The 24627-nt window shown below is 58.7% G+C and carries 25 protein-coding genes; 11 read left to right on the top strand and 14 right to left on the bottom strand.

Translation table 11 applies throughout. The features are described 5' to 3' along the window. Positions 1-3 precede the first annotated feature (3 nt). Both FVE67_RS01560 and FVE67_RS01565 read right to left on the bottom strand, forming a co-directional pair. Positions 4-789: a sugar phosphate isomerase/epimerase family protein gene (locus FVE67_RS01560; RefSeq protein ID WP_168718922.1), complete on the bottom strand. Its 786-nt coding sequence runs from the start codon at positions 787-789 to the stop codon at positions 4-6. Beyond that, complete coding sequence (locus FVE67_RS01565) at positions 786-1892, bottom strand: DegT/DnrJ/EryC1/StrS family aminotransferase (RefSeq protein WP_168718923.1); 1107 nt, start codon at positions 1890-1892, stop codon at positions 786-788. The genes FVE67_RS01560 and FVE67_RS01565 overlap by 4 nt, the downstream gene beginning before the upstream one ends. A 58-nt stretch (positions 1893-1950) precedes the next feature. On the opposite strand from FVE67_RS01565, the gene FVE67_RS01570 reads away from it, so the two are divergent. From FVE67_RS01570 to yajC, 3 genes are read left to right on the top strand one after another with little or no spacing between them, the layout of a single operon-like run. Continuing rightward, on the top strand, positions 1951-3042 hold the full coding sequence (locus FVE67_RS01570) for a class I SAM-dependent methyltransferase (RefSeq protein WP_168718924.1): 1092 nt from the start codon (positions 1951-1953) through the stop codon (positions 3040-3042). A gap of 8 nt (positions 3043-3050) precedes the next feature. After that, entirely contained in the window at positions 3051-4184 is a 1134-nt protein-coding gene (gene tgt / locus FVE67_RS01575) for a tRNA guanosine(34) transglycosylase Tgt (RefSeq protein WP_168718925.1), read from the top strand. After that, complete coding sequence (gene yajC, locus FVE67_RS01580; RefSeq protein ID WP_168718926.1) at positions 4172-4483, top strand: preprotein translocase subunit YajC; 312 nt, start codon at positions 4172-4174, stop codon at positions 4481-4483. The genes tgt and yajC overlap by 13 nt, the downstream gene beginning before the upstream one ends. Here yajC and trmFO read toward each other — a convergent pair. Genes trmFO through pilM form a run of 9 tightly spaced genes read right to left on the bottom strand, consistent with a single transcriptional unit; the run spans position 4480 to position 14063 of the window. Further along, a complete protein-coding gene (gene trmFO / locus FVE67_RS01585; protein WP_168718927.1) occupies positions 4480-5811 on the bottom strand; it encodes a methylenetetrahydrofolate--tRNA-(uracil(54)-C(5))-methyltransferase (FADH(2)-oxidizing) TrmFO in 1332 nt (443 codons plus the stop codon). The two genes, yajC and trmFO, sit on opposite strands and share 4 nt — an antisense overlap. Next, entirely contained in the window at positions 5804-7258 is a 1455-nt protein-coding gene (locus FVE67_RS01590) for a gamma-glutamyltransferase (RefSeq protein ID WP_168718928.1), read from the bottom strand. The genes trmFO and FVE67_RS01590 overlap by 8 nt, the downstream gene beginning before the upstream one ends. Further along, complete coding sequence (locus FVE67_RS01595; RefSeq protein ID WP_168718929.1) at positions 7255-8361, bottom strand: carboxylate-amine ligase; 1107 nt, start codon at positions 8359-8361, stop codon at positions 7255-7257. Before FVE67_RS01595 ends, FVE67_RS01590 begins: the two co-directional genes overlap by 4 nt. Next, positions 8358-9512 carry a M20 metallopeptidase family protein gene (locus FVE67_RS01600; RefSeq protein ID WP_168718930.1) on the bottom strand — a complete coding sequence of 385 codons (1155 nt, stop codon included), beginning with the start codon at positions 9510-9512 and terminating at the stop codon, positions 8358-8360. The genes FVE67_RS01595 and FVE67_RS01600 overlap by 4 nt, the downstream gene beginning before the upstream one ends. Positions 9513-9521: 9 nt before the next feature. Beyond that, positions 9522-11321 (bottom strand): type IV pilus secretin PilQ, encoded by a 1800-nt coding sequence (locus tag FVE67_RS01605; protein WP_168718931.1) that lies wholly within the window; start codon positions 11319-11321, stop codon positions 9522-9524. Next, on the bottom strand, positions 11308-11826 hold the full coding sequence (locus FVE67_RS01610; protein ID WP_168718932.1) for a pilus assembly protein PilP: 519 nt from the start codon (positions 11824-11826) through the stop codon (positions 11308-11310). The genes FVE67_RS01605 and FVE67_RS01610 overlap by 14 nt, the downstream gene beginning before the upstream one ends. Then, a complete protein-coding gene (locus tag FVE67_RS01615; RefSeq protein ID WP_168718933.1) occupies positions 11823-12485 on the bottom strand; it encodes a type IV pilus inner membrane component PilO in 663 nt (220 codons plus the stop codon). The genes FVE67_RS01610 and FVE67_RS01615 overlap by 4 nt, the downstream gene beginning before the upstream one ends. Position 12486: 1 nt before the next feature. After that, positions 12487-13023 carry a PilN domain-containing protein gene (locus tag FVE67_RS01620; protein ID WP_168718934.1) on the bottom strand — a complete coding sequence of 179 codons (537 nt, stop codon included), beginning with the start codon at positions 13021-13023 and terminating at the stop codon, positions 12487-12489. Beyond that, positions 13020-14063 (bottom strand): pilus assembly protein PilM, encoded by a 1044-nt coding sequence (gene pilM, locus FVE67_RS01625; RefSeq protein ID WP_168718935.1) that lies wholly within the window; start codon positions 14061-14063, stop codon positions 13020-13022. The genes FVE67_RS01620 and pilM overlap by 4 nt, the downstream gene beginning before the upstream one ends. Before the next feature lie 104 nt (positions 14064-14167). Here pilM and lepA point away from each other — a divergent pair, with 104 nt between their 5' ends. Both lepA and lepB read left to right on the top strand, forming a co-directional pair. Continuing rightward, the gene (lepA, locus tag FVE67_RS01630; protein ID WP_168718936.1) at positions 14168-15967 is read left to right on the top strand and encodes a translation elongation factor 4; all 1800 of its coding nucleotides are present in this window, start codon (positions 14168-14170) and stop codon (positions 15965-15967) included. A gap of 14 nt (positions 15968-15981) precedes the next feature. Continuing rightward, entirely contained in the window at positions 15982-16635 is a 654-nt protein-coding gene (lepB, locus tag FVE67_RS01635) for a signal peptidase I (RefSeq protein WP_168718937.1), read from the top strand. Here lepB and FVE67_RS01640 read toward each other — a convergent pair. Continuing rightward, entirely contained in the window at positions 16629-17873 is a 1245-nt protein-coding gene (locus FVE67_RS01640) for a PD40 domain-containing protein (RefSeq protein WP_168718938.1), read from the bottom strand. The two genes, lepB and FVE67_RS01640, sit on opposite strands and share 7 nt — an antisense overlap. 37 nt (positions 17874-17910) lie before the next feature. On the opposite strand from FVE67_RS01640, the gene FVE67_RS01645 reads away from it, so the two are divergent. Together FVE67_RS01645 and FVE67_RS01650 are read left to right on the top strand one after the other, a co-directional pair. Further along, positions 17911-19080, top strand: a complete 1170-nt coding sequence (locus FVE67_RS01645) for a 3-deoxy-7-phosphoheptulonate synthase (protein WP_168718939.1) — start codon at positions 17911-17913, stop codon at positions 19078-19080. Continuing rightward, the gene (locus FVE67_RS01650; protein ID WP_168718940.1) at positions 19046-19744 is read left to right on the top strand and encodes a type 1 glutamine amidotransferase; all 699 of its coding nucleotides are present in this window, start codon (positions 19046-19048) and stop codon (positions 19742-19744) included. Before FVE67_RS01645 ends, FVE67_RS01650 begins: the two co-directional genes overlap by 35 nt. Here FVE67_RS01650 and rsmA read toward each other — a convergent pair. Further along, positions 19712-20566: a 16S rRNA (adenine(1518)-N(6)/adenine(1519)-N(6))-dimethyltransferase RsmA gene (gene rsmA / locus FVE67_RS01655; protein ID WP_168718941.1), complete on the bottom strand. Its 855-nt coding sequence runs from the start codon at positions 20564-20566 to the stop codon at positions 19712-19714. The two genes, FVE67_RS01650 and rsmA, sit on opposite strands and share 33 nt — an antisense overlap. Further along, complete coding sequence (gene tsaD / locus FVE67_RS01660) at positions 20523-21536, bottom strand: tRNA (adenosine(37)-N6)-threonylcarbamoyltransferase complex transferase subunit TsaD (RefSeq protein ID WP_168718942.1); 1014 nt, start codon at positions 21534-21536, stop codon at positions 20523-20525. Before tsaD ends, rsmA begins: the two co-directional genes overlap by 44 nt. A 20-nt stretch (positions 21537-21556) precedes the next feature. Here tsaD and radC point away from each other — a divergent pair, with 20 nt between their 5' ends. The 4 genes from radC to FVE67_RS01680 are packed head-to-tail and all read left to right on the top strand — an operon-like array spanning position 21557 to position 24623. Further along, entirely contained in the window at positions 21557-22279 is a 723-nt protein-coding gene (gene radC, locus FVE67_RS01665) for a RadC family protein (RefSeq protein ID WP_168718943.1), read from the top strand. After that, positions 22276-23922 (top strand): 4-hydroxy-3-methylbut-2-enyl diphosphate reductase, encoded by a 1647-nt coding sequence (gene ispH, locus FVE67_RS09220; protein WP_210534627.1) that lies wholly within the window; start codon positions 22276-22278, stop codon positions 23920-23922. Before radC ends, ispH begins: the two co-directional genes overlap by 4 nt. Further along, positions 23919-24374 carry a tRNA adenosine(34) deaminase TadA gene (gene tadA, locus FVE67_RS01675; RefSeq protein ID WP_246167910.1) on the top strand — a complete coding sequence of 152 codons (456 nt, stop codon included), beginning with the start codon at positions 23919-23921 and terminating at the stop codon, positions 24372-24374. Before ispH ends, tadA begins: the two co-directional genes overlap by 4 nt. A gap of 27 nt (positions 24375-24401) precedes the next feature. Next, on the top strand, positions 24402-24623 hold the full coding sequence (locus FVE67_RS01680) for a PEP-CTERM sorting domain-containing protein (protein WP_168718944.1): 222 nt from the start codon (positions 24402-24404) through the stop codon (positions 24621-24623). Positions 24624-24627 lie beyond the last annotated feature (4 nt).

Genomic DNA, 24627 nt, shown 5'->3' on the forward strand with positions numbered 1-24627 from the left:
CCCCTAAGCGGCAGGGTCCCTGCCGAGCAAACCCCTGAGATAGGCAAGTCCCGGCTCCACATCCTCTTCCCGGTGGGCCTCAAGGGTGAGGAGGGGAAGCCGGCCCTTTTCCTTGAGAAAGCCGAAGATCTCCGGAAAAGGAATCTTTCCCTTTCCCAGGGCCAGGTGCTCGTCCCAGTCTCCGCGGTTGTCGTGAAGATGGATCTCTCCCAGATAAGGGTGGAGCACCGGAAGCCAGTCCCTCCAGGTGGTCCGGGCAAAGGCATAGGCGTGGCCGGGATCAAAGCACCAGCCGAGCGGCGGGAATCTTTCAAAGATAGGACGCAGGACCTCGGCCGAGGGCTCAAAGACATTTTCCAGGAGGATTTTTAGCCCCAGTTCCTCGGCCTCCGAAAGCAGCACTTCCAAAGATTCATAGAGCCGATTCCGCCAGCGGTCTAGGATCTCCCGGTGATAGCCCGGATGATAGCCGCTGTGGAGGACCACCGCCTGGGGGGCAAAAAGGGCGGCCACCCGCAGGGCCTCCCGCAACCGGCGCAGGCTGGCCTGGCGCACCAGGGCATCAAGCGCCCCGGGGGAAAGGTCACAGAAGGGGGCGTGTACGGTGCAGGGGAGTCCGGCCTCCTGTAACCCTTGAGCCACCTGCGCAAAATCCTGAAAGGAAAACTGGTCCAAGGCCTCCCGGTCCAGGGAGACTTCCACCGGAAGGCGGCGCTCCAGGACCAGAGAAAGGTACTTTTCCCGCAGGAGATCGAAGGGTACGGAAACAAAGACCGCCCAGGTCTTCATCGATAAAACTCCCTTAGGAGATGGGCGATGAGGGCCTGCTCTTCGGCCTGGAGATAGGGATGCATGGGGAGGCTCAGGACCTCCCGGGCCGCCCTTTCCGTCTCCGGAAGGCTTCCTTCGGAAAAACCCAGGTCCCGAAAGACCGGCTGGAGGTGAAGCGGCAGGGGATAATAGACCGCGGTGGGGATTCCTTTTTCCGAGAGGAATTTCCGGACTCGGTCCCGATCCTTTACCCGCAGGGTGAACTGAGCCCAGGAGGAGCGTACCCCTTCCGGAACCACCGGGAGCCTCACCTCCGGAATCCCGGAAAGCTCGCGAAAATATCTCCGGGCCACCCCCTCTCGTAGGCGCAACTCCTCCTCAAAGTAGCGCAACTTTACCCGCAGGATGGCTGCCTGGATCTCATCCAGCCGGCCGTTGATTCCGGAATACTCGTAAAAGTAGGTCCGGGTCTGGCCATGGACCCGCAGGGCCCTTATGCGTTCGGCTAGCTCCGCATCGTTGGTAAAGACCATCCCCCCGTCTCCGGCCCCGCCGAGGGGTTTGGCCGGAAAAAAGGAGGTGGCCGCGGCCCGGCCAAAGCTCCCGGAGCGCCGACCAAAAAGCTCCGCCCCCAGGGATTGGCAGGCATCTTCGATCAGGACTACCCCGTGTTTTTCACAGAGGGGTTCCAGGCGAAGGAAATCCGCCGGAAGCCCAAAAAGGCTCACCGCCACCACCGCCGAGACCTCAGAGCCCAGCTTCTCCAAGGCCTCGGCCACCGCCTCCACCGAAAGATTAAAGGTCTCCGGATCAAGGTCTACAAAGTGGGGGACCAGACCGGCCCGGCGTACCACCTCGGCGGTGGCCACAAAAGTGAAGGAGGGAAGAAGAACCCGGGAGCCGGCCGGAAGGTCCAAGGCCTTGAGGATGAGGTAGAGGGCGTCGGTGCCGGAGGAGACCCCGATGGCATAACGCACCCCTACCCAGCGGGCCAACTCCTCCTCCAGGGCCGCCACCTCCGGCCCCAGGATGTATTGGGTACTCCGCAGGACGCGCAGGACGGCTTCTTCAATCTCTTTTCCGTAGCGGGCGTAGCCGCGGGCCAAGTCAATGAAGCGCATGGCCCAAACATATCCCGGGTTCTTCGGCGAGAAAAGCCCCTCTGGTTATAATGAGGGCATGTTGCTGGAGATCCTAGAGGCCGAATCCCCCATGACCTTCGCCCGTTACATGGAGCTCTGCCTCTACCACGAGCGCTACGGCTATTATGCCCGAGGGCCACGCCTGGGCCGAGAAGGAGACTACTTCACCTCTCCCACCGTCCACCGGGTCTTCGGGGCCACCCTGGCCCGCCAGATCCTAGAAATATACGAACTTCTGGGGGCCCCGGAGGAATTTCTCCTAGTGGAGGCCGGAGCCGGAGAGGGTTGGCTGGCCCGGGACCTTTTGGATTATCTGGAACGAAAGGGACGCCCCTTCCCCTACCTCATCGTGGAGCCCCTCCCCAACTTAAAAAGCCTACAGGAGGAAACCCTGCGACCCCATGCTTCTAGGGTGCGCTGGGTGAAAGATCTTTCGGAGATACCCCCCTTCACCGGGGTCTTCCTTTCCAACGAACTTTTCGACAGCCTCCCGGTGCATCTCTTGGAGAAGACCCCGGAGGACCTCAAGGAAGTCTATGTGGAGGTCTCCGGGGGCGAGATCAGAGAAGTGCTTTCGGAAATCAGCCAGCCGGAGATCCTAAAACGGGTGCTCCCTTACGCCCTTTACTGGCCGGAGGGCTACCGCACGGAGGTCTGCCTGGCCTACGAGCCCCTCTACAAGGAGCTATCCAAAAAACTGGTGCGCGGGGCTATTCTTACCCTGGACTACGGCTTTCCCCGGCCGGACTATTATCATCCCCAAAGGAGCCGGGGAACGCTTTTGGCCTATTTTCGCCATCGGGCCTCGGAAAACCCTTATGCCCGGCCCGGGCACCAGGATCTCACCGCCCACGTGGATTTCACCGCCCTGCGGGAGCTGGGGGAGAAGTACGGCTTTCTGAACCTGGGTTTCATCCAGCAGGGCCCCTTTCTGGTGGGACTGAGGGTGGAAGAGGTTCTGGCAGAAGTCTCGGAAAACACCTTTCGCGACCGGGAGGCCCTGAAACTCCTGGTCCTTCCCGAAGGACTGGGACACAGTCACTGGGTCCTCATCCAGGGTCGGGGGCTGGCCGAGGAGGCCCCTCTTTCGGGCCTGCGATTGGCCAACCGGATCAACCTGCTATACTGAAGCCGCCCATGAGCGGTAATTTTCGCCTCCTCAAGGAGGACTCTCAAACCTCGGCCCGGTTGGGGCTTCTCACCACCCGGCGCGGGGTGGTGGAGACCCCGGTCTTCATGCCCGTGGCCACCGCAGGCTCGGTCAAGGCCGTGCCCCCGGAGGTAGTGGCCGGACTTTCGGCCCGGGTAATCCTGGCCAACACCTATCATCTCTGGCTACGTCCCGGGCCGGAGGTCATCCGCCGGGCCGGAGGGCTTCACCGCTTCATGAATTGGCCCCGAACCATCCTCACCGACAGCGGAGGCTTCCAAGTCTTCAGTCTGGCCCCCTTGCGGGAGATCCTCGAAGAAGGGGTACGCTTCCGCTCCCACCTCGACGGGGCCGAACTCTTTCTCACCCCGGAGGAGTCCCTGGCCATTCAGGAGGCCCTGGGCTCCGACATCCGGATGGTCCTTGACGTGTGTATCCCTTATCCCTGTCCCCGGCAGGAGACCCAACGCCTCACCGACCTCACTCATGCCTGGGCCGAGCGCTCTCTTTCCTGGTGGAAAAGGCAGGATCCCCAGGGGGCCCTTCTTTTCGGGATCGTTCAGGGAGGAATGTTTGAGGATCTCCGGCGGGCCTCCGCCCGCACCCTGGTCTCTCTCTCCTTTGACGGTTACGCCGTGGGGGGTCTTTCCGTGGGCGAACCCAAGGAACTCCTCTTCCGCATGCTCGAGGTGAGTGTGGCGGAGCTTCCCGCAGACTGCCCCCGATACCTTATGGGGGTGGGGACTCCGGAGGACATCCTGGAGGCCGTAGCCCGGGGGGTAGATATGTTCGACTGTGTGCTCCCCACCCGCAACGCCCGTCGGGGAACGGTCTTCACCTCCCAGGGCTCCTTTCATATTCGCAACGCGGCCTACAAAGAGGACTTCCGGCCCTTGGATCCGGCCTGCTCCTGCTATACCTGTCGCCACTACAGCCGGGCCTATCTCCGACATCTCTTTCAGGCCGGAGAACTTCTGGTATATTATCTCCTCACGGTGCATAACCTGGCCTTCTACCTGCGTTTCCTACGGGAAATAAGGAAGGCCCTGCGCGAGGGGAGGTTTTCTGCCTTTCGCCAGGAATTCTATGCCCAAAAGGAGGAAAGAGCATGTGGGATGTAGTCTATGCCATGGGAGCTCCGCCAGCGGAAGGGGCCCAGGGAGGAGGGAGCCTGATTGCGGCCTTCCTACCCCTGATCCTCATCTTTGTGGTCTTTTATTTCCTTCTCATTCGGCCTCAGCAGAAGCGGGCCCGGGAACACCAGAAATTTGTGGAAAGTCTCAAGCACGGCCAAAAGGTGGTCACCGCCGGAGGGCTTGTGGGGCATGTGGTAAAGGTGGAAGGGGATGAAGTAGTGCTTGAGGTCTCTCCGGAGGTCAAGGTTCGGGTTCTCAAAAATTACATTGCCGGGCCGGCCTAGGCCTCCCCGATCTCGCGCAGCCATTCCTCAAGGCGCAGGAGCGCCCTCTCGGCCATAAGCCGGTAACGTTCCCTTTTGGGAAGACGCTTGCGCTCTTTGGGCGGAAGAGAAAGCGGAGGAAAGAGTCCCCAATTCACATTCATGGGCTGGAAGTGGCGGGGATCGGCCTCCATAAGGTAGCGCACCAGGGCCCCGTGAGCGGTCTCCGGAGGGGGCACCACGGGGTCCTTCCCTCGAAAAATACGCGCGGCGTTCATTCCGGCCAGAAGTCCCATGGCCGTAGATTCCACATAGCCTTCCACTCCGGTGATCTGTCCGGCCAGAAAGACCCGGGGCTCGGCCTTGAGCTGAAGGGTGGGCCTCAGGACCCGGGGGGCGCAGACGAAAGAGTTGCGATGGATGGAACCGTAGCGGGCAAACTCCGCCCGCTCCAGCCCCGGGATCATCCGAAAGACCCGCTCCTGCTCGTGATACTTGAGCTTGGTCTGAAAGCCCACGAGATTGTAAAGGGTGCCCTCCCGATTTTCCGGACGCAGTTGGACCACGGCGTAGGGCTCACGCCCGGTGCGGGGATCCACCAGGCCCACGGGCTTCATGGGCCCGTAGCGTAAAGTATCTCGTCCCCGCTCGGCCATAACCTCTATGGGAAGACATCCCTCGAAATAGCGAGGTTCTTCGAAGGGATGAAGGGGCACCTTTTCCGCGGAAAGTAAGGCCTCCACAAAACGTTCGTATTCTTCCTTGGTCAGGGGACAGTTCACATAGGCCCCCTCCCCCTCCCCGTAGCGATCGGCCCGGAAGACCTTTTCCCAGTCCAGGGAGTCTGCATAGACAATGGGGGCGATGGCGTCGTAGAAGTGAAAATAATCTTCGCCGGTCAAGCGTTTGAGGTCTTCGGCTAAGGCCTCGGAGGTAAGAGGGCCGGTGGCCACGATGACCAGGCCCTCCCGAGGTATCTCCCGCACCTCCTCCCGCACAATCTCCACCAAAGGATGTTCCGAAAGGCGCCGGGTGATGTATTCGGCAAAGCGCTCCCGATCCACCGCGAGCGCCTTTCCGGCCGGGACCTCGCTGGCAAGTGCTGCTTCCATAACGAGCGAACCCAGACGGCGCATCTCCTCCTTGAGAAGCCCCACCGCGCTGGTGATCTCTTTGGAGCGCAAAGAGTTGGAGCAGACCAACTCTCCCAGTTTCCCGGTGCGGTGGGCCGGGGTGAGCTTGCGGGGCCGCATCTCGTAAAGACGCACCGGGACTCCACGGCGGGCCAGCTGCCAGGCCGCCTCGGAGCCCGCAAGCCCTCCCCCGATAATGGTCACCCTCTCAGGCATAAAGGACTACCCCCACCCGGCGAGGGTCACCCGTCGCTGAAAGATCGTCAGCCACCAGGTGCACCCCGCCGAAAAAGAGATTGCGCTCTGACCAAAGTTTAATCGGAGAGATCTCCTCCGGGAAAGGCCCCAGACCGGGTTCGGCGTGATAGAGGCCCTCTTCGTAGTGAAGACGAGGGGCGGAGACGGCCTCCGCGGGGGAGAGCCCCAGAAAGGCCAGATTTACCGCCACCTGAAGGAGGGCCGAACGAATGCGCTTGCTTCCCCCGGAGCCAAAGACATAACGGCGCCCGCGGGAAAAGAGAAGACTGGGGGCCATCATGGAGGGAATACGACGGCCCGGAGGATAGGAGAAAAACCCGCGGGGGTGGAGATCTTCCTCCCCCAGAATGTTATTCAGCATGAGGCCGGTCTCGGGAAAGACCAATCCGGCCCCCTCTCCGAAGGTAAGGGTGATCCCGCAAAGGTTCCCCTCGTTATCGGCCACACTCAGGTGGGTGGTCCCTGCGGTGGACCCCACCAGGGTATAGATCTTTTCCGGGTGCTCCAGAAGGATATTGCGCCACTCTGCCTGGGCCTTAAGGGCCCGGGAAAGGGCCTGAAGATGGCCGAAAGAGCCCAAAGGGCCTCCCTCAAAGGCTTCCTCAAAGACCTTAAGCCCCAGGGTCACCAAAGACCCCCCGAAAGAGGGAGGGGGGCCGGTAAAAAGGTGCCCCCGGGAGAAGGCATACTTCAAAGGCCGCCGGCGATAGACGTGATAAAAGGCCAAATCCTCCAGGGTAAGGAGCCCTCCCCGGGCCTTAAGAAACTCTACCAGGCGCCGGGCCAATTCTCCCCGATAGAGGCTTTCCACCTTTTGGGGGTAAGCCTCCAAAAAGTCGGCCAGAAGCGGATTCCGAAGACGCACTCCCGGCTCCGGAGGCCCGCCCTCAGGGTAAAACATCTCCCGGGCCAGGGGATCCCGGATAAAGATGGGCGCGAGGATCCGAAAACAGGCCGCCTGGAGCTCGTCCACCACAAAACCCTCCCGGGCCAGCCGCACCGCCGGGGCTACCACCTCCTCCCAGGGGAGCCTTCCCAGATCCTCCTTGAGGACCTTTAATCCCAGAGGGGTCCCCGGGACCGCCACCGAGGCCGCCCCTACAAAAAAGTCCTGACTGGAGGAGGTAAAGTGGAGGGTCACCCGGTGAAAATCTAAAGAATTCGGGATTCCGGAGCCCCCAAGGCCGGGACTATTTACAAAAAAGTCGTAGATGGTGGTCCGGGCCAGGAGTCCCTGGTGGGCCAGGGCGTATCCCCCTCCGGCCAGCCCCGTAAGCCCGCATTCGGCCACGGCCGCGGCTAGGGCCGCCCCCACCGCGGCGTCAAAGGCGTTTCCCCCTTTAGAAAGGATCTCTACCGCGGCCCGGGCCGTCTCCCGATTTCCACAGGCCACCACCCCCTTCACGACCAGAACCCCTCAAGGAGGCTTTCGATGACCCGGCGGAAATCCTGGGTTTCGGCGTAGAGATTGATTTGTCGGTGGGCCGAGGTCCCCTCTTCCACCACCCTTTCCAGGGCCAGCACATAAGGCCTTTCTCCGGTCTCGGCCAGGGCCCCGGCGCAGCGGAAAAGGAATTCCCGGAAAAATTCCCGGAAGGTGTTTTTACGCCGGGTGAGGGGATCCACGAAAAAGCCCTCGAGGCCGTGACGGGCGGCCTGCCACTTGTTGTAGCGCAGGATCTCCATGGGGACCTCCGGAGGCTCCGCCTTTTCCGAAAGGACCGTGCGGGCCAGGGCTCGGGCCAGGGCGGCCACGGCCAGGATCTCCGAAAACCGGGAAGGAAGATCGCAGACCCGGAGCTCCAGGGTTCCGAAAAGGGGATGCGGCCGCACATCCCACCAGAGATCACGGGGATGGTTGATGATTCCGAGGCCCAGGAGTTCTTCCACCAGGGCCGAAAAGTCCGCATAGGAGGGAAAATCCCGCGGGTAGCCCGCTAGAGGCAGGGCCTCAAAGAGTTTGCTGCGATAGGAATAGAAGCCGGTGAACTCCCCCTCGTAGAAGGGAGAGGAGGTGGTGAGCGCCAGAAAGACCGGGGTATAGAGCCGAAACCAGCGGTAGGCCCTTAAGGCCTCCTCGGCCGAGGGCATGCCGAGATGGATATGGAGCCCCTGAGAGATGAAGCGGCGACCCACGAGCTGGAGTTCTTCCCGCAGGGACTCGTAGCGGGGATCCTCCCAGACCCTCTGTTCCGCGGCCCGGGAGAAGGGATGGAGGCTTGCGGCCAGGAGTCGATACCCCCGGACCTCGGCCATCTTAAAGAGCCGTGAGAGATTTTCGCGCAACCAGGCCTCAGCCTCGGCCACCCCCTGGCAGACCGGGGTCACGATCTCCAGCATGGAACGGATGAATTCCGGACGGACCCACTCCGCAAGCTCCGGCACCTTCCGGGCCTCGGCCAAAAGCAGCGGCCCGCCGGGGGCCAGGGAAAGATCCTCCGCCCGCAAAACCTGGAATTCAATCTCCATTCCCAGGGTGAGGGCCGGGCTTTCGCGAAAGGCGATCATGCCTCCTCCTCGAGATAGATTCGGGCCACCTCGGCCAGAAATCTGGCCCCGATGGGAAGCACCCTTTCGTCGAAGTCAAAGCGCGGACTGTGGGCCGGAACGTGCTCGTGTCCCTTTTTCTGGGCCCCGAAACGCACGAAACAGCCCGGAACCTGCTGGAGATAAAAGGAAAAATCCTCGCCTCCCAGGCTGGGATGCGGCTGACGAACCAGTCCCTCCGGACCCAGGATCCGGAGGACCGCCCGACGGGCCACCTCGGCCTCCCGGGGGGTATTGACCACCGGCGGGTACCCTTCCACGATCTCTATCTCTCCCTGGATACGAAAGAGCCCCTTCAGGGCTTCCACCTGGCGGCGCAGGCCCTCATGAAGCCTGAGGCGGATCTCGGCCTCCGTGGCCCGGATGGTCCCCTCCAACAGGGCCTCTTCGGCGATTACGTTGTGGGCGGTGCCGGCCCGGACCTTACCCACGGTGATTACCGTAGGATAGGCGGGGTGGACCTCCCGGGAGACCAGGCTCTGGATGGCCGTAATCAGATAGGCCGCAGCCACCACCGTGTCCACCGCCTCGTGGGGCCAGGCCGCATGTCCCCCCCTTCCGTGAAGCTTGACCAAAAAGCGGTCGGTAAAGGCACAGATAAGCCCCTCGTTTACTGCAATCTCCCCCACCCGAAAGTGCCGGTCAATGTGGCCCCCAAAGATAGCCGCTACCCCCTCAAGCACCCCGACCTCGATCATGGCCCGGGCCCCGCCCCCGATCTCCTCGGCGGGCTGGAAGATAAGCCGCACTCCGCCCCGGGATGGAGGCCTTCGGACTAGGAGGGCCGCGGCCCCCAGGAGCATGGCCACGTGTCCATCATGTCCACAGGCATGCATGACCCCGGGCTCCACCGAGGCAAAAGGAAGGCCGGTCTCCTCGTTCAGGGGAAGGGCATCCATGTCCGCCCGCAGGGCCACCCAGGGAGGCCCGGAGCCGATTTCACAGATCACCCCGGTTCCGGCCACCCGATGGGGAGAAAGACCGAGGGCGGCGAGTTCCCTCTCAATAAAGGCCGCGGTGCGGTGCTCCTGAAAGGCCAGTTCGGGAAAGCGGTGGAGGTGGCGCCGCAGGGCCACCAGCCACCGCGCAAAATCTCTTTCCTCCGAGGTCATTAACCCGGATTATAACCCCTCAATGTCGGCAGAGACAATCCGGGGGGTGATAAATACCATGAGTTCGTTCTTAGAGAAAGAACGTTGCCGGTTTTTGAAGAGATTTCCGGCTCCGGGAATCTTCGAAAGACCCGGCACTTTACCTTGAGAGTTGGAAAGATTCCGCTCGATAATCCCGCCAATAACTAAGGTATCCCCGTTGGAAACAATAACCCGGCTCTTGGCATACCGGGTGACGATGGAAGGGACCCCGTTGACCTGGCGCCCAAAATCCGGAGCGTTCTTTTCAATTTCTACCTCCAGGGTGATGCGGTTGTCCGGGGTCACATGAGGGGTAACTTTAAGACGCAGGGCCGCATCCACGAATTCGGTGGAAATACCGTCCTGAGTCTGCCGGAGATAGGGGATACGGAATCCCTGTTTGATTTCGGCCTCCTGGTTGTCCTCGGTCAAAACTCTGGGGGCCGAAATGATGCGCGCCACCCCTTCACTTTCCAAGGCCGAAAGCTGAGTATCCAGAAAGAGCGCCGATTCTCGGCTCACATGCCCAAAAGTAAAGCCCAAACGGGAGGTTCCGGCCACACCTAAATCCACGATAGCTCCGGGATCTATCCCTATGTTCACGGTCCCGGTACCCACCCCCGTATCCTGAGCGGCGGCGAGATTATCTTCAAGAGAGAGGGAGGTCTGAGGGGATACCCCGGTAAAGGTATGCTGGGAAAGGCGCCACCCTGCTCCGGACCAGCGGATACCCAGTTTATGTTCGTAGCTATCCTGCACTTCCACAATCCGGGCCTCTATAAGGACCTGTTTGGTGGGCTGATCGATCTTTTCGATAAGCTCCCGGGCCTCCCGAATGACCTTGGGGACGTCCTTGAGGATGACCTGATTGGTACGCGGCTCTGCGGTCACATCCCCGCGATCCGAAAGGATCTTTTTGAGTTGCTCGGCCACATCCTCAGCCTTGGCATAGTTGATCTGAAAATAGACGGTCTTGAGAGGAGCCACCTCCTCTTCCCGGCCCTGCTCTTCTTTGATTTCTCGGATTCGCCGGGCTTGCTCCCGCAATTCCTCCAGAGGGGCCACCCGGATGACGTTGCCCACCCGGATCATCCCCAGGCCTTTGCTGGCCAGGACCATATCCAGCACCTGGTCCCAGGGAACGTTTTCCATGCGCAGGGTCACCGTCCCCTTCACCGTATCGCTGGCCACAATATTGACTCCGCCCACCTTGGCCAGAAGCCTGAGGACGGCGTGGATATCCGCGTTTTGAAAGTCTACGGAAATAGGAGTCCCGGTATATTTCCCCCGGGTGAGGGGAACCTCAATGTTTTCTTCTGAAATCTCCGGGATCTTGACCTTTTCGTACCAGGCCGCACCCTTCTTCTGAACCTTCTGAGCGCTTTCCTCAGGGGACTGGCGCTGGAGAACCAGAATTAACCCCTTGCCTTCTTCCTTTACCCGATAAGTTACCGGCTGCCGGGTGGAAAATTCGATCCGCAGGCCTTCCCCCTCAGTCCCCACATCGATGCTATGAATAAGGGTGCGTTTGTTGAGTTTGCGTATCCAGTCTGTCTTGCCAATGCGGGCCTTCTGAAAATTAAGGACCACTCCCTGGCCACCTTCTTTGGCGGAAACCGTATAAGGGGGCAATTGATCCTCAAAAAGAAAAACCACCGAAGCCTGGTCCGGGGATCCGGTAATCTCTACATCCTGTAGAAGATGATAGTCAGCCGCTTGGGCGAGCCCCCACCCTAGGGCCGCCGCGGCTAAAACTATCCAAATCCCCCACACTCTAAGGAATCTCATGTTCTCCCTCCGTGGGCCTTAAAGGTATTTTTGAGGTAATTATCCTTTCTTTTCCCAAAAAATCTACCGTTTTTTCTTTAACAAGGATGTAAGAATCTCCAATTTCGGCCACATAGCCCCCACGGTTTCCTATCCGGGTCCCCACCTTCACCATGTATCCCTTTCCCGTGGGGTCCTCGATCAGGGCCCAGCGGTGCCTCCCCTTCTTGACGATACCGGTAAGTTTGAGCTCCGCCAGACTCCATTTCTCCAAAGGAGATAAGGGCTTGCGAGAAACCTCAGGAGTGGTCTCCCGGAAGAAGGGCTTAAAGGGATCAAAGGCCCCGCGGAGTTGAGTATGGTAGACTCCTTGGCCAAGCACCTTTTCCCATTCCTGGAGCTCCCGATCTACCAGTTTTGGCGCAGGAGGTGGAGCCTTTCGGGCTCCCCTCTTGGCCGGAGGAGCCTCCTTCTTACAGGCACTAACCAGACACAACAATATCAGTAATCCCACTAAGGTTCTCATCTTCTTCGGCGTCGTCTTTTTTCGGATTCGGTGTTTAAGGATTTACCCGTATACCGATAGGTAGCAAAATCGCAGCGGGCATAAAGTACCGGCTGAAACGTTCCTTCTTTTTCTCCCTTTTTTTGCCTCAAATTGATATCTAGGGCCTCAATATGAATTATCCTCGACAAATGCAAGACTTTGTCCAAAAAAGAGACCAAAGCCGGAAATTCTCCTTCCACTTCCACGGTAAAATCGATCTTATTGTAATAGTTCTGGGGAGTCTCTTGGGGATGAGGAGAAAAGGAGATGACGTTCAGTTTGGAATTCTGAGCCTCGGCAGAAACACTCTGCAGGAGCCCGGGGATCTCCTTTTCTGTAGGAAGAGTGGCTACTAGACGCTTGAGAAAAAGTTCCCGAGCGGCCAATTTTTTCTCTAAGAGAGGCCGCTCTTGAGCCATCTTGCGATATTTTTCTACCTCTTTTTCTAATTTTACAATCTCCGTTTTTAAAGAATTAATTTTATAATAGGTTGGACGGACAAAGAAATAGAAATAAAGAAGGATAGGCACTACTAAACTAAGGATAGCTAAAACAATTTTCTGATTTTTAGGTAGAGGTTCTATTTTTTCTCTTATACGGTATTCAATTTTTTGAAAGATTTTCTTGAATTTTTGCATATTAGTAACCCAAATTTATACTGAATTCTACCAGTTCGTAATCCTGAACTTTCTTTTTCTTAGCATAATTCAGATTAACCTGAGAAAAGATTTTTCGCCTTTTTAAATTTGTCAAAAATCGGGCCACACTATCATAATCTAAAGAAAAGCCTTGCAAGAAAACTTTACGATCTTTCAGGGAAAACTTAGTTAAATACATCTTTTCTTGAGGTAAAGAAAGCATCACCTCATCAAAAACTTTTAAATTCTCTCCTCTTTTCTTGTTGAGCTTTAAAACCGTAGTTATTATCTGGCTTAATTCAGATTCTTTCTTTTTAAGTTCATTTATTTTAGCAATAATCAAGGCGTATTTCTTTTTTTCTTGTTGAAGACGAATTTGACGAGCTTCTAAATTTTGCACCTGGCGATGCAACCACAAAAAAGAAAAAACTATGCTTAACAAAACAACAACCAAAGAAAAAATATAAATTTTACCCCAATCTAAAACAAGGAAAGGCTTTTTCTTTTCTTTAGGTAAAAAATTTATTTTAATAATCATACCAAAAACTCTCTAATAGCTTGGGCTACAGCCAAAACTCCGGCCTTGTTTATATAGTCAATATACTCCGGATCGAAATCTTTAGAAAAAGACAATTTATCCTGCAAAGAAAAAGAACGAAAGTTAAATTTCAAATTTTCGGCAAGAAATTCCTCTAATCCCGGAATTAAAGACCCTCCTCCTATTACATAGACTTCTTCAGGAGAAAAATAATACTTGGCCTTAAAAATATTAAGACTGTTTTCTATTTCCTCAAGAAGATTTCTAAAAAATTCGGAATAAATTTCGCGAATAGTATAACCGGCTTCTCCCTCAGGGATCTGCAGATGAAGCTTCTCCCCTTCCTCCCAGCTCACTTCTAACTCTTGCACAATGTTACGGATGATCTTAGAAGTACCCAGATCTATTTCTCGAGAAAAAAGAGGACCATTTTCATCCAAAAAGACCGCCAAAGAGCGGCCGTATCCTATATCTAAAATAAGTCGTTTGCCCGGGCCATATAAATATTCCCACAAGTTAGAAAGAGCAAAGATATCTACATCTATAGCATTCAATTCTACTTTTAGTTTGGCAAACAGTTCCATAAGTTTATCAACATACTCTTTTTGAACTGTAGCAAAAATTATTTCAATGTTATTCTCTTCTTTTTGTAAAAGAGGGACATAGTCATAGTAGATGTCATCTATATTAAAAGGAATGAAACTTTCGATCTCGGAAAGGACGGCCTGATTAAAGTCTTCTCCTTCCGTAAACCCAACCGGTATGCGATCGTAAAAGACGGTATAGGCATACAAACCTAGATTAAGAAAAGAAGATCGAGGCTTAAGATGCATGTATAAGGTGTTGAAAGCCTCTAGGAAGGCCTCCTCGTCCTTGACAATTCCGGCAGTGACCGCTCCGGAGGGTAATCTTATTTGACCGAAATTGCTAATGACAATCTGTGAGCCTTTCTGATAAGCCTCCGCCAACTTGAGAGAATAACTACCTATATCCAATCCTAAAAAGCCGGGCCTTTTAAATATCCGCTGCAAGAAATCCATCTCTCTAACCTCGTATGAGTTCTTATCTCAAAAAAAAATCTCCTTGTCAAGCTGGGATTTTATTTTTACCTTTATGAGCGCCGGCAAGGAGGTGTCTCGTAGCGATGAAGGCCTTTCCTCAGGAGCGCATACGTAACTTTTCTATCATTGCCCACGTGGACCACGGAAAGTCCACGCTGGCTGATCGTCTACTCGAGGCCACGGGGGCGGTCTCCGAAAGGGAAATGCGCGAACAGTTCCTGGACAAGCTGGATCTCGAGAGGGAGCGGGGGATCACCATCAAGGCCCAGGCCGTGCGCCTTTACTACCGGGCCAAAGACGGTGAACTCTATCAGCTAAACCTCATCGATACCCCGGGGCACGTGGACTTCTCCTACGAGGTCTCCCGGGCCCTTTCGGCCTGTGAGGGGGCCCTGCTGGTGGTAGATGCCTCTCAGGGGGTGGAGGCCCAGACCCTGGCCAATGTCTACCTGGCCCTGGAAAACGATCTGGAGATCATCCCGGTCCTCAACAAGATCGATCTTCCGCAGGCCGACCCAGAGAGGGTCCGCCGGGAGATCGAAGAAATCCTCGGGCTAGAGGCGAGCGAAGCCATTTTAGCCAGTGCCAAGCTGGGGATCGGGACGGAGGAGATCCTCGAGGCCATCGTCAAGAAGATCCCCCCTCCCCGGGGAGAACGCCAGGCCCCCCTCCGGGCCCTGATCTTTGATTCCTGGTACGATCCCTACCTGGGAGTGGTGGTCCTCATCCGGGTGGTGGAGGGGAAGATTCATGTGGGCCAGCGGATTCGCCTTCTTTCCACCGGAAAGACTTACGAGGTCACCAAGGTGGGGGTCTTTACCCCGCATCCTACCTCGGTGGATGTCCTTTATGCTGGAGAGGTGGGCTTTTTTGCCGCCGGCATCAAAGAGGTGCGGGAGACCCGTATCGGCGACACGGTCACCGAAGCCGAGGCCCGGGTGGAGCCTCTTCCGGGCTTTCGGGAGATCAAGCCCATGGTCTTTGCCGGGATCTTTCCGGTAATAAGCGATGATTACGAGGACCTGCGGGAGGCCATCGAAAAGCTCTGGCTGAACGATCCGGCCTTCTCTTACGAGCCGGAAACCTCGGCCGCCCTAGGATTCGGCTTCCGGTGCGGTTTCCAGGGGCTTCTGCACATGGAGATCGTCCAGGAACGACTGGAGCGGGAGTTCGGCCTTAACCTTATTACCACCGCTCCTTCGGTGCGTTACCGGATCGAACTTACCGGCGGACGGGAGATAGAGATCGAAAACCCTGCTGAATGGCCGGATCCCGGAAAGATCCTGAGGGTCAAGGAACCCTACATCCGGGCCGAAATTTATACCCCCAAGGAATACATTGGGCCCATCCTTACCCTTTGTGAAGAAAAAAGGGGGATCCAGAAGGAGATCCGGTACCTCACCCCGGAAAGGGTCCTCATCGTCTACGAACTCCCCTTTGCGGAAGTGGTTCTGGACTTCTTCGACCGCCTGAAGTCCGTCTCCCGAGGGTATGCCTCTCTAGACTATCAATTTCTGGATTATCGACCCGGGGACCTGGTCAAGATGGATATCCTCATCAATAAACAGCCGGTGGATGCCCTCTCGGTAATCGTCCACCGGGAAAAGGCCTATTATCGCGGCCGGGAACTGGTCTCCCGCCTCAAGGAGGTCATTCCCCGGCAGCTTTTCGAAGTGGTGATTCAGGCAGCCATCGGTTCGAAGATTGTGGCCCGGGAGCGCATACCTCCCCTGCGCAAGGATGTGCTGGCCAAGTGCTACGGAGGGGATGTGACCCGTAAGAAAAAGCTGCTTGAAAAGCAGAAAGAAGGCAAAAAGCGCATGAAGGCCCTGGGACAGGTGGAAATTCCCCAAGAGGCCTTTCTGGCGGTCCTCAAGATCTAAAAAAAGGAGGTCCTATGTCCACCGAAACCTGGGAGAAGGTCTGGGATTGGGTGAAGAGTATCCTCATCGCTCTGGTGCTGGCCCTTTTTGTGCGCACCTTCTTCGTGCAGGCCTACAAGATCCCCTCCGGGTCTATGATCCCCACCCTTCTGGTGGGAGATCACCTTCTGGTCAACAAGATAGTTTACGGAATTCGGATCCCCTACTCCGGAAAGAGGGTCCTCTACCACGGTCGACCCCCCCGAAGGGGGGAGGTGGTGGTCTTCGTCTATCCCCAAAATCACCACATGGACTTTATCAAGCGGGTCATCGGCCTTCCCGGAGATGTCATCACTATTCGGAACAAGAGGGTTTATGTAAACGGAAGACCCCTGGTAGAACCCTATGTACAGCACATCGATCCCCGCATCTACCCCCTGGTCCCCGAATGCGTAGAAAACCCCTTTGCCGTATCCGGGACCCTCTGCCGGGACAACTTCGGTCCGGTACGCGTCCCTCCCGGACACATTTTTGTTATGGGAGACAATCGGGATGAAAGCTACGACAGCCGCTTCTGGGGTTTCGTTCCCCTCAAGGATGTAAAGGGCAAGGCCATGATCATCTATTTTTCCTGGGACCCCCGGACCTACCACATCCGGTGGAGCCGCTTCGGAAAACTCATTCACTGAGGCCAGGGCCCCCAGGTGGCCTCCAAGATGGGGCCCGGAAGATAGAGCCTCCGGGCCGCCCCGTTGATGAGAAAGAGGTAGAGGCCCTCCCCTTCCGGGCCCTTTCCCCGAGCGAGCACGAAATAGCCGTTAGGGGCCACCGCCGGGGCCTCATAGGAGCCCTCCCCGCTTATGGCCAGCGGTCTCCCACCCTCCGGGTCCACGGTAAAGAGAAGGAACCGCCCCTGACGCTGACCGGCAAAGACCAGACGATCCCCCCGCGGCGACCAGCGGGGAGCTACATTGTAGCGCCCCTCATAGGTGAGACGGCGGGTGCCCCCGGTCTCGAAATCGTAAAGATAGATCTGGGGGGAGCCTGTGCGGTCGGAGACAAAGGCCAGATAGCGGCCATCCGGGGAGAAACTCCCCCCGGTATTCACCCCCTGGCCAAAGGTAAGGCGCCGGAGGATCCTCCCGGAAAGATCCAGGAGATAGAGGTCCGGATTGCCGTCCTTGCTGAGGGTGGCCACCAGGTGCCGGCCGTCAGGAGACCACACCGGAGAGGCATTGAGTCCCGGAAAGGCGGCCACGGTGCGGATCTTTCCGGTGGCCAGATCCAGGATCCGGATCTCCGGGTGTCCCTGTCTGTAGGCCACAAAGGCCAGGCGCCGACCCTCCGGGGAAAATCTGGGCGAAAGGATGATGGGGGCCTTAAGAAGCACCCGCACCCTCTTTCCCGAAAAATCCTTAAGACAGAGTTCGTCTCCGGAAGGGGTCCGGCGCACAAAGGCCACCCAGGTGGAAGCCACTCCCGGAAAGCCGGCCATCTCCTTTACCGCCAGATCCACAAAGCGGTGCACCATGTAGGGGGCCGCGGAGGGAGAACCGGAAAAGACCTTCCTCAAAAGGATCTTTTCGGAAAAGAGGTCCTGAAGTTCCAAGTAAAGCTTGAAAAGAGGTCCCGAAGAAAGGACCTTCCCCGTAACGAGGTATTCCTGAAGATGGGTCCCGGGAAGGGGAGGCTCGGTGAGAACCCGGAAGACCAGATGGGCCTCAAGATCTTCCCGCAGGAGGGGGGTGAGCTCCGGGGCTCCGGGTAATCCGGGCACCCGGACCACCACCGGAGTAAAGGTGGGTTGATCCACCACGATGGTGAGGTCCGCCCCCGAAAGAGTCCCCGGGGTCCCGAGAAAAAGGACAACCAGGATCAGGGCCAGGGCCCATCCCTTTTTGACAGCCCACCGGCACAGGAGTACCATTTAAAAGCAATATAGCCTGAAAGGAGGGGCCAGGGCAATGATTGTCATTCTCAAACCCGAGGTGGATCCGGCGGGGCCGGAAGTCCGCCGCATCCTGGATACCCTGCACTACTACCAGGGTATCCAGACCCGTATTTCCGGAGTTACCGGCCGGGAACGCCGGGTGGTGGAGATCTATGTCATCGGAGACACCTCCCGCATTCCCGACGAAGAAATAGCCTCTCTGCCCGGGGTGGAAAGGGTGGTCCGGGTTTCCAAAAAATATCGTCTCATCGGACGCCACCGCGAGGACCTCGAGGCCCTGGGCTTTGAGTACAACGGTCTTTACTTCGATCAGGATTCCTTCCATATCTTTGCCGGGCTATGCGCAGTGGACACCCCGGAAAACGTAGAAGCCATGTTCCAGGCCCTGCGCCAGGTGGGGATCACCACCTCCCGCATGGGGGCCTATAAACCCCGGACCAACCCCTATTCCTTTCAGGGCCACGGCCGAAAGTGTCTGCCCTGGCTCTTCGAGTTGGCCGGAAAATACGGCATCCGGGTGATCGCCATGGAGGTCACCAAAGAGATCCACATCGAGGAGATTTATGAAGAGCTGGAGCGGGCGGGCCGGCCTACCGGGGTGATGCTCCAGATCGGCACCCGCAACGCCCAGAACTTCGAATTGCTTAAGGCTGTAGGGAGCCAGCAGGAGTTTCCCGTACTTTATAAGCGGGGAATGGGGATCACCCTGGAAGAATCCCTCAACGCCTGCGAATACATTGCCAGCGAGGGCAATCGCAAGATCATCTTCTGTCTGCGCGGGGTCAAGACCAATCTGGGAGATCCCCACCGCAACCTGGTGGACTTCGCCCATGTGCCGGTGGTCAAGGGGCTTACCCGGCTTCCGGTCTGTGTGGATCCCACCCACTCCGTGGGACGTCGCCAGCAGGCCCCGGACGGCCTACAGGAGATCTTCCATATCGCCGCCCAGGGAGTCATCTCCGGGGCCAACGCCATCCTGGTGGAGTTCCATCCCCGGCCGGAGGAGGCCCTCTGCGACGGGCCCCAGGCCTTAACCCTAGAGGAACTCCCCCACTTTGTAGAGGACATGCGGATAGTGCGCGAGGCCTATCTGGCGCGCAAGGCCCTGGCCCAGAAGTATGCCCGCAGACAACCCTCGGAGGCTCCCCATGAAGTTACATTATCTTCAGCATGTGCCCTTTGAGACCCCGCGGGCCATCCTTGACTGGGCCCGCCAGAGGGGCCTTTCCCTTTCGGCCACCCGGTTTTTCGCCGGAGACCCTCTCCCGGAGGAGCTCCCCGATTTCCTGGTGGTCATGGGAGGCCCCATGAGCGTCCACGACGAGGATCAGTACCCCTGGCTCAGGGAGGAAAAGTCCTTCATCAAAGAAGCCCTCTCCCGGGGCCTTCCTATCCTCGGGGTCTGTCTCGGGGCCCAGCTTCTGGCCGAGGCCCTGGGGGCCCGGGTCTATAAAGGACCTTACCGGGAGATCGGCTGGTTCCCGGTAGAGCTTACGGAGGAGGCGGAAGCCCATCCGCTCTTTCACGGTCTCCCGCGGCATTTCCCGGCCTTCCACTGGCACGGAGAGACCTTTGACCTTCCGGAGGGCTCTCTCCATGTGGCCCGTTCCGAGGGCTGTCTTAACCAGGCCTTCCTCTGGGAAGACCGGGTGCTGGCCCTGCAGTTTCACTTGGAGATGACCCCGGAGGGGGCCGAGGATCTCCTCCGATACTGCCCGGAGGATCTGACCCCGCCGGGGCCCTTTGTGCAGGAGGCCGAAGGGGTGCGCGGGCGTCCGGAATATTATGAGGAAACCCGCCGGATCCTCTTCCGGCTACTGGATCGTCTTTCCGGCCTCAAGCCTTAGGGCCAACTCCAGGAAGATCTCCGGGGCCACGGCCTCGGCCCGCACCTTTTCGGAAAGGCCGAGTTCCTCAAAGGCCCGGATTATCCTCTCGCGGGGGTAGAGGGTCTCCAGGTTGCGCAGGAGCTTCTTGCGCCGGCGGCCAAAGGCCGCCTTAAGAAGCCGAAAAAGACCGGAGGGCACCTCCTTTCCCAAAAATTCCAGTTTCACCACCGCCGAGGAGACCTCCGGAGGGGGATAAAACTCCGCGGGAGGAAGGACCAGGAGTCTTTCGGCCCGGGTAAGAAGGGCGGTAAGTACCGAAAGGATACCGTAGGTCCGGCCTCCGGGAGGGGCCAGCAGGCGATCCACCACCTCCTTTTGAAACATGAAGACACAGACTTCAAAGAGAGGGGCCTCCTGGTAGAGGCGGAAAAGAAGGCGGCTTGAAAGATAGTAAGGCAGGTTTCCGAAGAGCCGGAGGGGCCCGGAGAGTTCCCGGAAAAGGGCGGCGTAATCCAGGCGCAGGATGTCCCCTTTGCGGAATTCCACCCCTTCGGGCCAGGGGTAGACCCGGGGAAGGAGGGCCAGGAGTCTTTCGTCGAGTTCGTAGGCGATGACCCGGGGGAAACGCCGGGCCAGGGCCCAGGTGAGAAGCCCCAGCCCGGCCCCGAGTTCCACCACCGGTCTTTCCCCGGAGACTCCGGCCGCCTCCACCAGGCGCAAAGCGGTTTCCGGACGCCGCAGAAAGTGCTGCCCCAGGGACTTGCGGGCCGAAAGGCCGAAGGCGGAAAGGATTTCCCTAGGTGAGGGATAGCTCAAGGCGCGGAAAGAGACTTCGGGCATGGATGTCCAGATCCAGACCGGCCGGGCCGGAGTCTTGATAGGCGAAGTATCCGGCCACCGCCACCATGGCCGCATTGTCCGTACAGTATTCCGGGGAGGGAAAAAGGACCCGTACTCCCTCCTCCTTTCCCATCTCCAGGAATTTCTGCCGCAGGCGACGGTTGGCGGCCACCCCGCCGGAGACCACCAGGGTGGAAAGCCCCAGGGCCTTCAAGGCCCGTCGGGCCTTTTCCACCAGGACTTCGCAGACCGCCTCCTCGAAGGAAGCGCAAAGATCCGCGGTCTCAAAGGATCTTCCGGAACGGACCAGGTTCAGGACCGCGGTCTTGAGTCCCGAGAAACTGAAATCCAAATCCGGGCTTTCCAGCATGGGCCGGGGAAGGGCTATTTTCCGGGGATCTCCCCTTTCGGCCAGGCGGCTGATCACCGGCCCTCCGGGATACCCCAACCCCAGAAGGCGGGCCACCTTGTCAAAGGCCTCCCCGGCAGCGTCATCCCGGGTATGGCCCAGGAGGAGGTGTTCCGTAGGGCTCTTTACCAGAAAAAGGGCGGTGTGCCCCCCGGAGACCACCAGACTCAGAAAGGGAAAATCCGGGGTCTCTTCCAGAAAGATGGCCAGGGTGTGGGCCTTCACATGATCCGCAGCGGCCAGCGGCTTTCCCAGGGCATAGGCCAGGGCCTTGGCAAAGGAGACCCCCACCACCAGGGAGCCCGGAAGACCCGGCCCGGCGGTCACCGCTACCAGATCCAGTTCTTCCGGCCGATGTCTCCGAAAGACCTCTTCCGTGAGGGGGTAAAGGACCTCCAGATGGCGGCGGGAGGCCACCTCCGGCACCACCCCCCCGAAGGGCCGGTGGAGCTCCACCTGGGAGGACACTAAGGAAGCCTCCACCCGAAAGTCCTCCGGCCCGCAGGAGACCAGGGCCACCGCCGTCTCGTCACAGGAACTCTCTATGGCCAGCACCCGCATGCCGTATATAATAGCAGGAAATGGAAAAGACCGCGGTCTTTCGGCGCGAGGTCTCCGGGCACCGGGAGCGCCTGCGGCGGCGTTTCCTGGAATACGGCCTTTCGGCCTTTACCGACGAGGACATCCTGGAGATGCTTCTGGCCTTCGGCACCCCTCGCCGGGACACTCGGGGCACGGCCCGGGAGCTCTTGCGGCAATTCGGCTCCCTTCCGGAGGTGCTCGAGGCCCCGGTGGAGGAACTTACCCGGGTGGCCGGAGTGGGTCCGCGCAACGTGCTCCCCCTGAAATTCGTCCACGAGGTGGCCCGGCGCTATCTCCGTCGTCGCCTGGAGACCCGCCCTCGTCTCACCCGGGCCCGCGAGGTCTACGAGTATCTGGCCCACGAACTGGCCGATCGCCCCCAGGAGGTGGTGCTGGCCCTCTTTCTCGATGCCCGGAGTCGAGTACTGGCCCTGGAGGAACTCTTCCGGGGAACCCTCACCGAGGCCGCGGTCTATCCCCGGGAGGTCTTCCGTCTGGCCTTTGCCCATCGGGCCGCGGCCTTGATTCTGGCCCACAATCACCCGAGCGGAGACCCTTCTCCCTCCTCGGCGGACATCGCCCTCACCCGAAGACTCCTTCTTGCGGGCCGTCTCCTGGAGACCCGGCTTCTGGATCACCTCATTCTGGCTCGGGAAGGGTACTTCAGTTTTGCGGAAAAGGGACTGCTCGCCCGCCTGGAGGAGGAAGTCGCCCGGCTATGAAGATCGAGATCGCCCGTCGGGCCGGATTCTGTATGGGGGTGCGGAGGGCCATGCGCCTGGCCCTCCGGGCCGCAGAGACCGCGGAAAAGCCGGTCTACACCTACGGCCCCCTTATCCACAATCCCCAAGCCCTGGAGCTTCTCCAAAAACTGGGGGTGGAAGATCTGCGAAAGCATCTGGAGGCCCGCGAAGGAGTGGTGATCATTCGGGCCCACGGAGTCCCTCCGGAAGAAAAGGAAAACCTCCTGCGCCAGGGTTTTGAAGTGGTGGACGGCACCTGTCCTCGGGTGGCCCGGGTCCAGGCCCTGGCCCGCAAATACGCCCGGGAAGGCTATCAGGTAATCATCATCGGCGACCAGGAACATGCCGAAGTAAAAGGTATCCTGGCCTATACCGAGGGCCGCGGCCTGGTGGTGAGCAATTTTGGAGACCTGGAAAGGCTTCCCCCTCTCGAAAAGTACGTAATCCTTTCCCAGACCACCCAGGACGAAGAGGTCTTTGAGGTCCTCTCCCAGGAGATTCTTTCGCGCTTTCCCGGAGGCCAGGTCATCAACACCATCTGTCATGCCACCCATGTGCGGCAGGAAAGCATCCGGGAGCTCGCCGCCCGTTGCGAGGCCCTGGTGGTGGTGGGGGGTCGGGGGAGTGCCAATACCAACCGCCTGGCCCAGATCGCCCGGGAAGAAGGCCGGGAGGTCTTCCTGGTGGAAACCCCCGAGGAATTGCCCCTGGAAAAACTGGCCTCTTTTAGGCGCCTCGGTGTTTCCGCCGGGGCCTCCACCCCTAACTGGCTCATCAACGGGGTGGTGGAGCGCCTCAAGGCCTACCGCAACCCCTGGCGCAGAGTCCTCCTTCTGGCCCTCTATCTCCATATTCCTCTTTTTCTATCTGTAGCCGGCCTTACGGCCGGGGCGGACCTTCTGACCGGAAGATCTCTTTTTCCGGTAGAGCCCCTGGTGGCCTTTCTCCTCACCTTCTTCGCCCACACCTGGAATCTCCTCGGGGCCCGGGGATTTCTCTCCCTGTGCCAGCCTTACAAGGCCGCCTTTTACGCCCGCCACGAAAGAGTCCTGGTAGGGACGGTGGTGGGGAGTTTCCTCCTGGCCCTCCTTCTGGCCCTGAAGTTAGACCCCTTGACCTTCGTAACCCTGGCCCTTCTCGGAGGGCTTTCCGCCCTTTACAGTCTCACCCGGCTGAGGAGCCTCTTTCCGGGAAATCGCACCCTCTTTATCTCGGCCTACTGGGTGGTCCTGGCCGCCATCCTGAGTCTTCCCTGGGAAAACCCGGTCCCTCTCCTTCTCCTTCTGCCCCTTGCCTTCTGGCAAGCCCTCTATCTGGATCTTCTGGACCTCTTTGAAGACGGCTTCGTGGGCAAGGAATCTCTGGCGGCCCTCCTGGGAGAAAAACGGGCCTTCCGGCTCCTGAAAATCCTTATCGCCCTCGGGGCCTTTGTCCATCTGTTTTTGGCCCTGGGCCTGGAGCTGAACCTTCTGGTCCTCTTCCCTCTCTGGGCCTATCTTCTAGGGCTTACTCTCTATCTCCAGCGCCGCCCCTTGGGACGCAGGCTCTTTCTGGAGTATCTGGGGACCAGTCCGGGGCTTGTCTTTTTCGGACTGGCCCTTCTGGCAAGGGGACTTTCTTGAGACCGGAAGACCGGATCTTTATGGAGATGGCCCTAGCCGAGGCCCGGCAGGCGGCCGAGGAAGGAGAAGTTCCGGTGGGGGCGGTCCTGGTCTCCGCCGAGGGAGAAATCCTGGCCCGGGCCCACAATCGGCCCATCGCCCTTTGTGACCCCACGGCCCATGCGGAGATCCTGGCCCTGCGGGAGGGAGCCCGGAAGTTGGGCAACTACCGCCTCCTCGGCACCACCCTTTATGTCACCCTTGAGCCCTGCCCCATGTGCGCCGGGGCCCTGGTCTATGCCCGGGTGGCCCGCCTGGTCTTCGGGGCCCGCGACCCCCGCTTCGGGGCCTGCGTAAGCCTCTACCGCCTGGTCACCGACCCCCGCCTCAACCACCGTCTGGAGATCACCGAAGGGGTACTGGCCGAAGACTGTGCGGCCCTTCTTAAGGAATTCTTTCGCCAGCGCCGGTAAGGCCCCTCTGGACGCTATAGTGATAGCATGGCTTCCCTTGACAAAGATTTCGATGGGCTCGGTTCCTGGTCTGAGGATGGGGTTCTGGTGGCTGCTTTATTTTTCACCGACGGAGAGACGGGGTATTTCGAAGGCGAGGTGGGTGCTTATGCCGAGGCCTCTGTGGTGCCTTTGCCCTCGGCCCTTTTCCTTTTCGGAAGCGGTCTTTTGGGGGTGGCCTGCTGGCGCAGAAAAAGGGAAATTACTTAAGGGG

This window comes from Thermosulfurimonas marina, from assembly GCF_012317585.1.
Lineage (GTDB): Bacteria > Desulfobacterota > Thermodesulfobacteria > Thermodesulfobacteriales > Thermodesulfobacteriaceae > Thermosulfurimonas_A > Thermosulfurimonas_A marina.